Below are 12,476 nucleotides of genomic sequence, written 5' to 3'. Positions count from 1 at the left end.
AAGCCCAAATCTCAGTATTTGGGCTTTTTTGTTTAATGAAGTAATCTATTTTTAAATATATAAATTTTATAGATTAGAGAGTTTCGTAGTGATCTTTTTAGAATCAGAGCAATATCAACAAAAATGTATTCAACTTTTTAATTCGTATAAAAAAGATATTTCCACACTTCTCCCATTTGCCAAAGTTGAGCATATAGGTTCTTCTGCAATACCTCATGCAATTTCCAAAGGTGATCTAGATATTTATATCGAAGTTATGCCTGACCAATTTGAATTCGCAATAAACCAGTTAAAAACACTTAATTTTATAGAGAAACAAAATACGCTTAGAACACACGAGCTTTGTATGCTCGAATCACTGAACAACGATGATGTTGCATTTCAAGTTGTAGTAGCCGATTCAGTATTTACGTTTTTCTTAACATTTAGAAATAAGCTTATAGACTCACCAAAGCTCGTAAACGAATATAATCAACTAAAATTAGAGTGTAGTCATTTAGACCATGATCAATATAGAAAAGTAAAATCAGATTTTATTCAAAATGTCTTAAATCATCTCTAATTTAAGTATCCTATTTGTTTATGAATATCTGAGTAAAATTGGCTCCTGCAAGCGCGTTTTTTTTGGTACCATTCACTATTTGATTCTGTTTAAATTTTCTTTGTCTATGACCTCTTCTTATCGTCAACAACTTCAAGCTAAAATTGACCGCATTACTACTCAATTTTCTGAATTTACACCGCCTACATTAGAAGTGTTTGAATCACCTGAACAACATTTCCGTATGCGTGCTGAGTTTCGGATCTGGCATACAGAAAATGATATGTTTTATGCCATGTTTGAACGTAACGATGAAGACAAGCAAAAAACAGTTGTTCGCATAGACGAGTTTCCTATTGCTGATAAAAGCATTAATGATTTAATGCCGAAACTTTTGGAAGAACTTAAAGCAGAACATAAGCTTTCTAACCGTATATTTGAAGTGGATTTCCTCGCAACACTAAGCGGGCAAATGCTAGTTACTCTAATTTATCACCGTAAATTAGATCAGGAATGGGAACAAGCAGCTAAAACACTTGCTGAAAAGCTAAATATTAAAATTATGGGCCGTAGCCGTGGCCAAAAAATTGTGATTGGCGACGACTTTGTTGTAGAAGAATTTGAGCTTTTAAATCGCACATTCAAATATAAACAAATTGAAAGCAGCTTTACCCAACCTAATGCTCAAGTTTGCAAAAAAATGCTGCAATGGGCATGTGATGCAGCGGAAGGTTCGAAAAAACATTTATTAGAACTTTATTGTGGTAATGGTAACTTTACCCTTCCGTTATCACTAAAATTCGAACGCGTACTTGCTACAGAACTTGCTAAATCATCAGTCTATGCCGCTCAATGGAATATTGAACAAAACCAGATTGATAATATTCAGGTAGCTCGTCTATCGGCTGAAGAGTTTACTCAAGCATATCAAGGTGAGCGTGAGTTCCGCCGTCTACAAGAAGCAAATATTGATATTCAGAGCTATGACTTTGACACGGTATTCGTAGACCCTCCGCGTGCCGGAATTGATGATGAAACTTTAAAACTTTTACAAGGTTTTGAGCGTATCATCTACATTTCATGTAATCCCGACACTTTATATGAAAACTTAAAAACACTCACAAAAACTCATCGAGTGACTAAGTTTGCTTTGTTCGATCAGTTTCCTTATACACATCATGTCGAGTCAGGTGTATTACTTGAGAAGATTTAAACAAAATCTTTCAATGTAACCAAATTTTATAAGGAGATTAAATATCTCCTTATTTTTCAATGCATTTCATATAAGCACTTAAATTTTTAAAAAATATCAAGTCATCTATTCGTCATAATTTCGTTTAACTCAACCATTACTATCGAAAATTCTTGAGTTCAACTGGTGGATTTATCACATATAGAGTCTTGTATTTTAATTTAAATTGGCTATATTTCGAGCTATGTTAGGTTGTATATGAAGGCTCTATGAGTTTTTGGCAAAAGCTGTTCTTAGCAGATCAACAGCATAACGAGCATAAGAATCAAACTGCTTGTGTTGAAAATGACTGCTCATGTAAAACTAATGAACAACTTCTAAGTGCGCTTGCACAAGCAACAGATGAAGATGTCATTATGGGAATAAAAAAAGTCCTTATTTCCCGTGGGTATAGCCGAAAAGAGTTAAATGAACTCATTCAAAAACCATCTATTCATTAATAATAAAGCCAGTCTTGTACTGGCTTTTTTGCATTTTATTTGACTGTACAATTTTTACGACTACTCACACCAATAATTGGCCCCATATAAAATTTTCTATCATTACGGTTATTTTTTTTCAAATAAAGACTAGATATAGAACCATCAAGATAAAGAGCTTGTTCTACTTTTAAATTATTTTTGAAAAATTCAGCGAAATTATAAAAATTCACTCTATTTTTAGAAATTACAAAATAAAGCTTATTATTTTTTATACCCACCCCATTTCGTATTTTCTTTGAATCGCTATTTGCTAGAAACAAGGGATTTAGTTTTCCATTAATCACCAACATTGGACCAGATTGTGTCGCATAATCCGGTTGAAAAGCCTTTGCTTCATATTGTTCAGTTGTCCATATAACAGCTTGTCTTTTATTCCAAGCAAAAACTCCGTTAGGCTGTAAGAAGAAGTTCCCCCACCCTTTATCCTGATTTAAAGGTTGGATCTCTTGCCCTTCTTCGATATATAGGCCTACAGGTGAAAAGCCTGAATGGAACATCCCTCCGTTCATTGCAAAAGTAAGTTGTTCACATGACTTGAGCTGGTACTGAATATTATCGAAACTTTTATAATATTCATTCGTTTGTGGCTTCTTCAGAAATAGACGTAATTGATTTAAATTAGAAATTTCAATAACTTCAAATTGATCATCCGTATCATTTTCAATCTGTCGATGCTCTAATGCTAAAGCAGACTGCACAAAGACAAAAAAGTTCATAATACACAGTATTACTATTTTCATTAACAATGAATCTCATAAGTCATTTTATGTTTGTAAAATACACTTTATTAAATTAAAAAAGGTTTCATAAGATGTATACCCGAAAGTCGCTTATTCCACCTAATCAATACACTAGGACACAATCATATTCGCTATAATGCTCAAAGCTTTTAATAAAAGTGATTAAAACTTTATCGGATCAGCGTGAATATGCAACAAACAAATAAACGCTACCCTTTAGGGGCTCATCTTATTGTAAAACATCTCGGTTATAGCCATCATGGTATTTATGCTGGGAGAGGTCGAGTTATTCATTATTCAGGCCTAGCACATTTTATAAAAAAGCGTCCCATTGAAATCACTTCAATAGATGCCTTTTCTCACGGCAAAAAAATTCATGTACGTTCTTATGATGCTCCACGCTACAAAGGCAAGGTTGTTGTACGGCGTATGCGCTCACGCATGCACGAAAATCATTATCATTTGATTATTAATAATTGCGAACATTTATGTAGCTGGGCAATTACAGGTATAGAAAGTAGTACTCAAGTTGAACGCATGATGCATCGCCTAACCACTATCGGTTATGTAAGTTCGATCATGAGTTACATGAATGGCATGATGCTGACGGTAGCAACGACCTGCTTTGCTCTTGTTCTCTATATTAAAAAGAAATTACGTGATCAGGCAAAAATGAAAGTCCCGACATATCAATTTTTAAGAGAAAAAGCAGAGAAAAGAAAAATTGATCCTGCTCAACCTTTAGTTTTTATAGAATCAGATAAAAAAGAACCCATCTAATTAAAAAAAAAGTCCTCACAATTGAGGACTTTTTAGAAAACTCACAACTTATTTTTTAGCTGCAGTTGCTTCAGTCGTAATGTTTACAGTGATCTTATCACCTACGTTTGGCACATAGCTGCCTAGACCAAACTCAGAACGATTGAATGAAGTTGTCGCGTTGAAACCAATCGCGGGAACTTTTGCCATTGGATGTTCGCCCTGTTTATTTAAAACAGCATCAAGCACAACTGGCTTAGTTACACCTTTAACAGTTAAGTCACCAGTAATTTTGAAATGCTTTTTGTCTTTAGTTTCTACTTTCGTACTTTTGAAAGTAATGTTTGGATATTTAGCTGCATTAAACCAAGCTTCTTGTTGGAATTCTTTATCTAAAGCAGGTACGTTTGTATTTACGCTGCTTAAAGGGATTGTAACATCTACAGAAGAATTTGCTGGTTTAGCATTATCAACTTTGATTACACCTTGAATATCTGAGAAGTTAGCACTTGGTGTTGAAAAACCAAAGTGATTCCATGAAAAAACAGTAGCTGTGTGTGTTGGATCAATTTTATAGTCCACTGGAGCAGCCAAAGTAACCGTACTTGCCAATGCCACTGCTAAACCGAAGCTTAATGTTTTAAGATGCATTTTCGTATCCTTTATTGATATAGTCGTTAGTGTATACATCAAGTAATTTAATTCACTATTCTTTATAAAACGATATGTTTCATCCATGCAACAATAAAAGCGTTACAGTTGTTATTCAAAACCCATATTATAAAGTATAGATATTTTTCTATCCGAAACCTTCAGATTTATTGGTTTTTACTTCGATTTTATTGATAAATAACAAGGTAAAACATGGTTAACACAGTCCAAGCACAAAGCACTTCTACTCCTTACCGAGTAACACTTACTGATCCATCTGGTCATCAATGGTTTGGAGATGAACCAACTGATAAAGGTGGACAAGATACAGCTCCAAATCCAGTTCAGCTTTTACTATCGGCTTTAGGTGCTTGTACCACCATTACTTTAGAAATGTATGCAAGTCACAAAGGGATTAAGCTTGAGCATGTGCAAGTCGATTTAGCATTAAATCCAAATGGTGATCCTGAAGCAGGCACAAATAACATTGAGCGTAAAATCACACTTAAAGGTGATTTCACCGAAGATCAACATAAACGTCTTTTAAAAGTTGCTGAAAGCTGCCCCATTCATAAGTTATTGACTTCGAATATTTCGATTCAGAGTGAATTAAGTATTGAGTAAGTGGTCCTTCTTTACACTAAATTTCTATCACATCCGTGTGCCATTCCAATGAGCCACTCATTGAAATATCTATTGCTAGGTCGACAATATTTGTGAGCTCATTTGGAATAAATGAATATAAATTTTCCCCATCGAAATGAATCCAAAATTCAGGAGGTGGTGTATCAGAGCCATCTATAAAGCCACCTGTTTCTTTTTCACCTAAACAGTCAAACATTGATGAGTGCACATCAAATGCTAATATTTTGCCCTTTAACTTCGCGCAACTTGGTATGTAATGATATTTAACCCGAGCTTGAATAGTCTCTTCAAAATAAGTCTGCACACGATAAGCATAATCGCCACCAAATGCTGAGTCACCATTTTCATGTTTGAAACTTTCCTTTAATGCGCGAAATAAAAAATTATATTGTGCACACTGCCAAAACATTTCTTTTTTATTTAAATTTTTCAAATAGTCATATTTAATATCATTTAAGATGTCTTCAAAAACACGAAGTTCAAATTCTTTTCTCATCACAATATCTTAATCTTTCAAGTTTCAATGAAGTACCAGTGATTTAATTATCATAAAAAAAGCGCCCCAATCAGAGCGCTTTTTTATACTACTTAATTAGATTAAGCAGTCAATTCTTTAACCGCAGCTACTACAGCTTCAGTTGTAATACCAAAGAATTGGAACAAGTCTTTCGCTGGTGCTGACTCACCATAAGTTGACATACCAATTACTTTGCCATCAAGACCAACAAACTTCCACCAGTAGTCAACATGAGCTGCTTCAACTGCAACACGTGCACGGATATGAGCTGGTAATACAGCTTCACGATATGCAGCGTCTTGTTTCATAAACTCTTCTGCACATGGCATAGAAACTACACGCACACCATCAAGTTGAGCATAAGCTTCCATTGCTAAAGAAACTTCAGAACCTGTAGCAATAATGATTGCTTTCAATTCGCCTTTTTCTTGAGCAAGAACATAACCACCTTTTGCTGCATTCTGAATTTGCTCTTCATTACGCGTTTGGAATGGCAAGTTTTGACGAGAGAAAATAAGTGCTGTAGGACCGTCTTTACGCTCTAAAGCAGATTTCCATGCAATTGCTGTTTCAACAGTATCAGCAGGACGCCAAGTGTTTAAGTTTGGTGTACCACGTAAAGAAGCAATTTGTTCAATCGGTTGGTGTGTTGGACCATCTTCACCTAAACCAATTGAGTCATGTGTATAAACATGAATTACACGTTGTTTCATCAATGCAGACATACGCACTGCGTTACGTGCATATTCCATAAACATTAAGAATGTTGCAACGTAAGGAATAAAGCCACCGTGCAATGCAACACCATTTGCAATTGCAGTCATACCGAACTCACGTACACCATAGTACACGTAGTTACCCGCTGGGTTTTCTTGAATACCTTGGCAACCTTTCCAAAGTGTTAAGTTAGAACCAGCCAAGTCCGCTGAACCACCTAACAATTCAGGTAATAAAGGACCAAATGCTTGTAATGTGTTTTGACTTGCTTTACGAGTTGCTACAGTTTCAGCTTTAGCATTTGTCTCACGAATAAACGCATCTGCTTGAGCTGAAAATTCTGCTGGTAAATCACCGTTAATACGACGAAGTAACTCAGCTGCTTCTGTAGGATATTTTGCTTGGTATTGAGCAAATACTTCATTCCAAGCTGCTTCAGCTTCATTACCTTTTGCTTTAGCATCCCATGCAGCATATACATCAGCAGGAATAACAAATGCTTCTTCTGTCCAGCCTAAAGCTTCACGGGTTAAGGTAATTTCATCTTTACCTAATGGTGCACCGTGACAATCTTCTTTACCTTGCTTGTTCGGAGAACCTAAACCAATAATTGTTTTACAAATAATGATCGTTGGTTTTTGAGTTTCTGCTTTAGCTTCAACTGTTGCTTGACGAATAGCATCAGCATCATGGCCATCTACACGAAGAACTTGCCAGCCATAAGCTTTAAAACGTTCTTCAGTGTCATCGCTGAACCAACCTTCTACTTCACCATCAATCGAAATGCCATTGTCATCATAATAAGCAATCAACTTACCGAGCTGTAAAGTACCTGCCAATGAACATACTTCGTGAGAAATACCTTCCATTAAACAGCCGTCACCCAAGAAACAATAAGTGAAGTGATCAACTACTTTTAAATCATCTTTATTAAACTGAGCAGCTAAAGTTTTTTCAGCCAATGCAAAGCCAACAGCGTTTGCAATACCTTGACCTAAAGGACCAGTAGTTGTTTCGATACCTGGTGCATAACCATATTCAGGGTGACCAGGAGTTTTTGAGTGTAATTGACGGAATTGTTTTAAATCTTCAATTGAAAGATCATAACCTGTTAAATGAAGCAAAGCATATTGCAACATTGAACCATGGCCATTTGACAAAACAAAACGGTCACGGTTTGCCCATTGTGGATTAGTTGGGTTGTGATTTAAAAACTCGCGCCAGACGACATCAGCAATATCTGCCATCCCCATTGGAGCACCTGGATGCCCTGAGTTTGCCTGTTGCACAGCATCCATTGCCAATACACGAATTGCGTTTGCAATACGACGTTCGTTTAAAGGGGTCGTCATAGATCAGAATCCAATTTTAATAGATTGATGAAAAGAAGAAGATGAATAACCATTCAGTGCCGCTATATTGTCTTAAAAAAACGCCTATGGGTAAACCCCAACACTGTATATTTCTTTATTTTTAACCGTTTCTTGGTTACTCAAAAAACATTTAGATTCTTAAGTTGCATAAAACAATGCATTTTATAGTTCCTCTTTAATCAACAATTGTAGACGTTTAATGACTATAAAGAGCATATAAAGATGAATTTGCGTATGCTATTTATACTTTTCCACTTCACAGTGCAAATTTTATTGATTAATATTTCGCAAAATCAAATGTTTAAAATTTAAACGACTACAAGCAACTCTTGTTTAAAAACAATTAATTTTCAACCTACTATATCAATTTCGCTGATACACTTATCAATTAAAACATAGTAGAAATGAAATAAATTCATGCTTTTTAGTCAGTATGAACTAGTCCTCAAGCTCAAGTCGATGTAACATATTATGTCTTTTTGAAATAACCAAGATAGGACTTTCATGCGCGAGTACGCTGTTTTTACCTCGGAATCTGTAAGCGAAGGTCATCCCGATAAAATGGCCGACCAAATTAGCGACGCTATTTTGGATGCAATCTTAAAAGAAGACCCATACGCACGTGTTGCTTGTGAAACACTGGTAAAAACAGGCGCTGTTGTACTTGCAGGTGAAATCACAACTACTGCGAATATTGATGTAGAAGCTGTTGTTCGCCAAACTGTTAACGGTATCGGCTATCACCACTCAGATTTAGGATTTGATGGTTCAACCTGTGCAGTGATCAATATGATTGGTAAACAATCACCAGAGATTGCTCAAGGTGTAGACCGTCAAAAACCTGAAGATCAAGGTGCCGGTGACCAAGGTTTAATGTTTGGTTACGCAAGTCGTGAAACTGACGTGCTTATGCCAGCTCCTATTTCTTATGCACATCGCTTAATGGAACGCCAAGCTGCACTTCGTCGTTCAGGCGCATTACCATGGTTACGTCCAGATGCAAAAAGTCAGGTTACTTTCGCATATGAAAATGGCAAACCTGTACGTTTAGATGCAGTAGTGCTTTCTACTCAACATGACCCTGAAATTACTCAAGCTCAGCTTAAAGAAGCTGTAATTGAAGAAATTATCAAGCCAATTATTCCTGCTGAAATGTTCCATGCAGCCACTAAATTCCACATTAACCCGACTGGTATGTTCGTTATTGGTGGTCCTGTAGGTGACTGTGGTTTAACAGGTCGTAAAATCATCGTTGATACTTACGGTGGTATGGCTCGTCACGGCGGGGGTGCGTTCTCTGGTAAAGATCCATCTAAAGTAGACCGTTCAGCTGCATATGCTGGCCGTTATGTAGCTAAAAATATTGTTGCCGCTGGTCTTGCTGACAAATGTGAAATTCAGGTGAGTTATGCAATTGGTGTTGCAGAACCAACTTCTATTTCAATCAACACTTTTGGTACTGCAAAAGTTTCTGATGAATTAATTATCCAATTAGTACGTGAACATTTTGATTTACGTCCGTTTGGTATTACTCGTATGCTTAACTTGATTCAGCCAATGTATAAACAAACAGCTGCTTATGGCCATTTTGGTCGTGAAGGTTCAGATTCTGCATTTACATGGGAAAAAACTGACAAAGTTGAAGTACTTAAAGATGCCGCGGGCCTATAAGCCTCATATATTAAAAGCCCGCTTAATGCGGGCTTTTTTATTATTTTTATATGCTGTTAATATTAAACAATAAGCTTTTCGATACACTTTGTTTAAAGGTATTTAGCAACAACTTAAGTCATACTATTGTTTAGTGGTCTTATCACCTTCATTTAGCACGTCCAACAAAGTCGACTGCGTAGGTGTATCTTGATGATTTTGAATATAAATATGAACAACTTTAAATACAACAACCACAGCCAGACATGCCATCACACAGAACATCCATAACCCATACGGGCTTCGAATATGGTGTGAACCACAATATGGACATGATTTGTCAGTTGATGCCACGACTTTGTCACAACATGCACAATGATATTGATATAGCATAGGTAACCCTCCTTCCCTCACTTCAACCGTTGTTGTTTTAATAGGTTTGCTACAATTTTTACTTTATACATCCTTTATATTTATCCTATGTGAAATGAAAAGAGAATTCAATCTGAATGAACAATGCGTTCATTTTAAAAATATTTAATTTATACAATGAGATAAATTAAATATTATTTTTTATGTACTATTTTTCTTATTTTGATATTTTGCTGAATTTGCTAAAATGCATGAATAGTTTATTTTCTAGGCCAGTCTATGTCACACACACAGCTCATTAATAAAGGTGGCTTTCGTGAAAGAGCCAATAGAAGCCGAAAATATCAACAATCTGAAAACAAACAAACAGCCCTACCTTCAAATAAATATCAGCCTCAGACGAAGTTGGAAGAAAATCCAACTGCAATAGCTCAAGCTGGAACCGATAATACTGATTCTTCAAATTCATAATCGATAGAATATGAAAAAGGCCTAAACATTTAAGATTTAGGCCTTTTATCTTTTATATAAGGAATTAATTAATCCTTATTTTTATGTTCAATTTTCTTATGGTCTGGGGTAACTTCTCGTGCTTCACCATCAATAATGCTTGAATCTCCACGGTATGGGCTACCACCTTGTGGGTTCTGCATATCCTGCATTTGACGCATTAAATCAGCAAATGGATTTTGACCACCACCTGCACCGCCCATGCCACCCATCATTTTTTCCATCATGGCTTGCTGACGCTTCGCAAGTGTTCTCATTGCGATATTACGGAACGCAGTTTGCACGCCCGGAATTAGAATTAGAAGCGCTAAAACATCTGATACCAACCCAGGCACCATCAATAAAAAACCTGCAAAAGCATATGCTAGTTTTTTAGTCACCGTCGGATCGCTACCTAATTGTCCAGTCATCTGCATTTGTTGTAATTGCGGCATAATACCAGCCGTACTCTTACGAATAAGCGTTAGACCAATAAAGAAGGCAATGATGAACCAGAAGAACACATACCATCCACTGATGAACTGTGCTACGCCAATCCATACGGCAATTTCAAGAATCGCGCCAAGAACCACAATAAGAAGTAAATTCATGTAAAACTTTATCTATCTCAAAAAGAAAATTCATTGCAGATTTCATTATCTAACCTATGAACCATTTTCAATTGAAAAAAAGGTTGAATAGGTTGTAAAGCTTAGACAATATTTTCTTGTAACTTAACTAAAATCGTCGCTAAGCTCAAACTCTGCAATACTATCAATAAGACTGATTTCAAATTAATAAAATAGCCATACTTCATTATTAATGAGTGCTATAAAAACTTTATCAAGTGTTTTTTCTACAAGATTGCAATTTTTTCTTAAATTAACCCCTTTTGTTAGATTAAATACTTAGTTTTATACGAAAAGAGATTACTTTATAAAAGTTTAGAAAAATTAAGTATTCTATATATCTACCATATGACCCAGATCAATTATCTAAAAATTGATATGAGTCATTGTGTGCCCAAGACTTTTATAATTTAGCCATCAATAGGTTCAAATGGGGTATTTAAAATTAACTGATAAAAAGTAGCGTCTAACCATTGTCCAAATTTAAAACCTACCTGTTTAAAAGTACCAGCATGTGTGAATCCCATTTTTTCATGGAGGCCTATACTCGCTTGATTTGTCGCATCAATACACCCAATCAATACATGAAGCTGGGCTTCTTGAGCTCTCTGAATTAATGCTTGCATTAAGACTTTACTCAAACCAGCACCACGATGTTCATGATGTATATAAATACTATGTTCAACTGTATATTTATAAGCTGGAAAAGCTCTGAAAGTTCCCCAACTAGCAAATCCTAATAATTTACTTGATTCATCTAACACACCAATAATAGGAAAACCATTTTCTCTTTTTACAGAAAACCACGTTTTCATTGAATTAAGCGAACGCGGCACATAGTCATATAGTGCTGTTGAGTTAATAATTGCATCATTCAAAATCTCTAAAATAGCCACAGCATGTTCTGCTTCATTACAGTCAATTAAACGAAAACTAGAATCGAGGGAATAGTTCATAAAGATTCCTTAGGAGCAGACACGAGTTGATTAGAGACAACTAAAATATAACGTGCAACTTGTGATGAATTGTTACTGTATATGACAGGTTGATCTAGTTGCATAGCCAAGCAATCGCCTTGGCCTAATGCATAAGAATTTTTTCCTAATTGAATATCAATTTGCCCTTCAACTACCCAAAGTTGCTGTTGTACCACTTTAGAGCTTTCACTAATTTCATAAGTAACTCGAGAATGGGGCGGGAACTCAATTTCAACAATCTGAAATGGTAGCCTTAAATTGGGTGGCGAAACGGTACGGCGAATATAACCAGTTTCCGGATCTCGCCATTCAGCTTGTTCATTTCGGTGAATAAGCGGTTGAGGAGATGAACTACTTGTTTCATTGATAAAAATTTGGGTTAAAGGTACTTCAAGTCCATTTGCTAGTTTTTCAAGCACAACTGCTGTAGGACTTGTTTCCCCTCTTTCAATTAAAGAAATAGCTGAACGGCTAACTTGGCATCGAGTGGCAAGCATCTCTAATGTATATCCACGCGCCAAACGTAACTCTCGTATTCGATGTGCAATCCTGATATTGATATCATCCATCGAGTAAACTCAATTCCATATTTATAGATAAGTATTCCATTAAAATAGAATTACATCAAATCATTTCACATTATGGTTTATAAGTATTTATAGACTTTTAAACAATTATAAAT

The 12,476-nt window shown here is 35.7% G+C and carries 15 protein-coding genes; 7 read left to right on the top strand and 8 right to left on the bottom strand.

The annotated features are described in order from the left end of the window. The first annotated feature begins 88 nt into the window (after positions 1-88). The 3 genes from MSG95_RS02295 to MSG95_RS02285 all read left to right on the top strand — a co-directional run bounded on the left by MSG95_RS02295 (position 89) and on the right by MSG95_RS02285 (position 2,233). The gene (locus MSG95_RS02295; RefSeq protein WP_077165440.1) at positions 89-562 is read left to right on the top strand and encodes a GrpB family protein; all 474 of its coding nucleotides are present in this window, start codon (positions 89-91) and stop codon (positions 560-562) included. A gap of 106 nt (positions 563-668) precedes the next feature. Beyond that, on the top strand, positions 669-1,754 hold the full coding sequence (gene trmA, locus MSG95_RS02290) for a tRNA (uridine(54)-C5)-methyltransferase TrmA (RefSeq protein ID WP_077165439.1): 1,086 nt from the start codon (positions 669-671) through the stop codon (positions 1,752-1,754). A gap of 248 nt (positions 1,755-2,002) precedes the next feature. Then, positions 2,003-2,233 carry a hypothetical protein gene (locus MSG95_RS02285; protein ID WP_002050077.1) on the top strand — a complete coding sequence of 77 codons (231 nt, stop codon included), beginning with the start codon at positions 2,003-2,005 and terminating at the stop codon, positions 2,231-2,233. 35 nt (positions 2,234-2,268) lie between these two features. Here MSG95_RS02285 and MSG95_RS02280 read toward each other — a convergent pair whose 3' ends face one another. Further along, positions 2,269-3,015: a phosphodiester glycosidase family protein gene (locus tag MSG95_RS02280; RefSeq protein ID WP_151819423.1), complete on the bottom strand. Its 747-nt coding sequence runs from the start codon at positions 3,013-3,015 to the stop codon at positions 2,269-2,271. Positions 3,016-3,204: 189 nt separating this feature from the next. Here MSG95_RS02280 and MSG95_RS02275 point away from each other — a divergent pair, with 189 nt between their 5' ends. Beyond that, positions 3,205-3,795: a lecithin retinol acyltransferase family protein gene (locus MSG95_RS02275; RefSeq protein WP_039255209.1), complete on the top strand. Its 591-nt coding sequence runs from the start codon at positions 3,205-3,207 to the stop codon at positions 3,793-3,795. A gap of 48 nt (positions 3,796-3,843) precedes the next feature. Here the strand turns inward: MSG95_RS02275 and MSG95_RS02270 are convergent, their stop codons facing one another. Continuing rightward, positions 3,844-4,425: a YceI family protein gene (locus tag MSG95_RS02270; protein ID WP_019458961.1), complete on the bottom strand. Its 582-nt coding sequence runs from the start codon at positions 4,423-4,425 to the stop codon at positions 3,844-3,846. Between the two features lie 213 nt (positions 4,426-4,638). Between MSG95_RS02270 and MSG95_RS02265 the strand changes: the two genes are divergently transcribed. After that, positions 4,639-5,049, top strand: a complete 411-nt coding sequence (locus MSG95_RS02265; protein WP_004702064.1) for an OsmC family protein — start codon at positions 4,639-4,641, stop codon at positions 5,047-5,049. Between the two features lie 16 nt (positions 5,050-5,065). Here MSG95_RS02265 and MSG95_RS02260 read toward each other — a convergent pair whose 3' ends face one another. Beyond that, positions 5,066-5,566 (bottom strand): hypothetical protein, encoded by a 501-nt coding sequence (locus tag MSG95_RS02260; protein ID WP_077165437.1) that lies wholly within the window; start codon positions 5,564-5,566, stop codon positions 5,066-5,068. A gap of 101 nt (positions 5,567-5,667) precedes the next feature. Then, positions 5,668-7,656, bottom strand: coding sequence for a transketolase (gene tkt, locus MSG95_RS02255; RefSeq protein ID WP_077165436.1), 1,989 nt, complete (start codon positions 7,654-7,656; stop codon positions 5,668-5,670). Positions 7,657-8,181: 525 nt separating this feature from the next. On the opposite strand from tkt, the gene metK reads away from it, so the two are divergent. Continuing rightward, positions 8,182-9,348: a methionine adenosyltransferase gene (gene metK / locus MSG95_RS02250; protein WP_077165435.1), complete on the top strand. Its 1,167-nt coding sequence runs from the start codon at positions 8,182-8,184 to the stop codon at positions 9,346-9,348. A gap of 123 nt (positions 9,349-9,471) precedes the next feature. On the opposite strand, the gene MSG95_RS02245 is transcribed toward metK, so the two are convergent. Beyond that, complete coding sequence (locus MSG95_RS02245; protein ID WP_004702072.1) at positions 9,472-9,720, bottom strand: hypothetical protein; 249 nt, start codon at positions 9,718-9,720, stop codon at positions 9,472-9,474. Between the two features lie 258 nt (positions 9,721-9,978). Between MSG95_RS02245 and MSG95_RS02240 the strand changes: the two genes are divergently transcribed. Next, the gene (locus tag MSG95_RS02240) at positions 9,979-10,170 is read left to right on the top strand and encodes a hypothetical protein (protein ID WP_004702073.1); all 192 of its coding nucleotides are present in this window, start codon (positions 9,979-9,981) and stop codon (positions 10,168-10,170) included. 68 nt (positions 10,171-10,238) lie between these two features. On the opposite strand, the gene MSG95_RS02235 is transcribed toward MSG95_RS02240, so the two are convergent. The 3 genes from MSG95_RS02235 to MSG95_RS02225 form a co-directional block, all read right to left on the bottom strand. Continuing rightward, entirely contained in the window at positions 10,239-10,799 is a 561-nt protein-coding gene (locus MSG95_RS02235; RefSeq protein WP_077165434.1) for an FxsA family protein, read from the bottom strand. A gap of 428 nt (positions 10,800-11,227) precedes the next feature. Then, a complete protein-coding gene (locus tag MSG95_RS02230) occupies positions 11,228-11,773 on the bottom strand; it encodes a GNAT family N-acetyltransferase (RefSeq protein ID WP_077165433.1) in 546 nt (181 codons plus the stop codon). Next, a complete protein-coding gene (locus tag MSG95_RS02225) occupies positions 11,770-12,363 on the bottom strand; it encodes a helix-turn-helix domain-containing protein (RefSeq protein ID WP_004702079.1) in 594 nt (197 codons plus the stop codon). Before MSG95_RS02225 ends, MSG95_RS02230 begins: the two co-directional genes overlap by 4 nt. Positions 12,364-12,476 lie beyond the last annotated feature (113 nt).

The sequence above is a fragment of the Acinetobacter sp. IK23 genome (assembly GCF_035615275.1).
Lineage (GTDB): Bacteria > Pseudomonadota > Gammaproteobacteria > Pseudomonadales > Moraxellaceae > Acinetobacter > Acinetobacter seifertii.
Note: the sequence above shows the minus strand (reverse complement) of the source record. Positions and strands in the feature narration are given on the sequence as shown.

Bases quoted from the DNA above. Each gene is read 5' to 3' on its own strand.
- MSG95_RS02270 (WP_019458961.1), bottom strand. From the start codon at position 4,425: ATGCATCTTAAAACATTAAGCTTCGGTTTAGCAGTGGCATTGGCAAGT.
- MSG95_RS02260 (WP_077165437.1), bottom strand. From the start codon at position 5,566: ATGAGAAAAGAATTTGAACTTCGTGTTTTTGAAGACATCTTAAATGAT.
- MSG95_RS02230 (WP_077165433.1), bottom strand. From the start codon at position 11,773: ATGAACTATTCCCTCGATTCTAGTTTTCGTTTAATTGACTGTAATGAA.
- MSG95_RS02225 (WP_004702079.1), bottom strand. From the start codon at position 12,363: ATGGATGATATCAATATCAGGATTGCACATCGAATACGAGAGTTACGT.
- MSG95_RS02240 (WP_004702073.1), top strand. From the start codon at position 9,979: ATGTCACACACACAGCTCATTAATAAAGGTGGCTTTCGTGAAAGAGCC.
- MSG95_RS02235 (WP_077165434.1), bottom strand. From the start codon at position 10,799: ATGAATTTACTTCTTATTGTGGTTCTTGGCGCGATTCTTGAAATTGCC.
- trmA (WP_077165439.1), top strand. From the start codon at position 669: ATGACCTCTTCTTATCGTCAACAACTTCAAGCTAAAATTGACCGCATT.
- metK (WP_077165435.1), top strand. From the start codon at position 8,182: ATGCGCGAGTACGCTGTTTTTACCTCGGAATCTGTAAGCGAAGGTCAT.
- tkt (WP_077165436.1), bottom strand. From the start codon at position 7,656: ATGACGACCCCTTTAAACGAACGTCGTATTGCAAACGCAATTCGTGTA.
- MSG95_RS02245 (WP_004702072.1), bottom strand. From the start codon at position 9,720: ATGCTATATCAATATCATTGTGCATGTTGTGACAAAGTCGTGGCATCA.
- MSG95_RS02280 (WP_151819423.1), bottom strand. From the start codon at position 3,015: ATGAAAATAGTAATACTGTGTATTATGAACTTTTTTGTCTTTGTGCAG.
- MSG95_RS02285 (WP_002050077.1), top strand. From the start codon at position 2,003: ATGAGTTTTTGGCAAAAGCTGTTCTTAGCAGATCAACAGCATAACGAG.
- MSG95_RS02275 (WP_039255209.1), top strand. From the start codon at position 3,205: ATGCAACAAACAAATAAACGCTACCCTTTAGGGGCTCATCTTATTGTA.
- MSG95_RS02265 (WP_004702064.1), top strand. From the start codon at position 4,639: ATGGTTAACACAGTCCAAGCACAAAGCACTTCTACTCCTTACCGAGTA.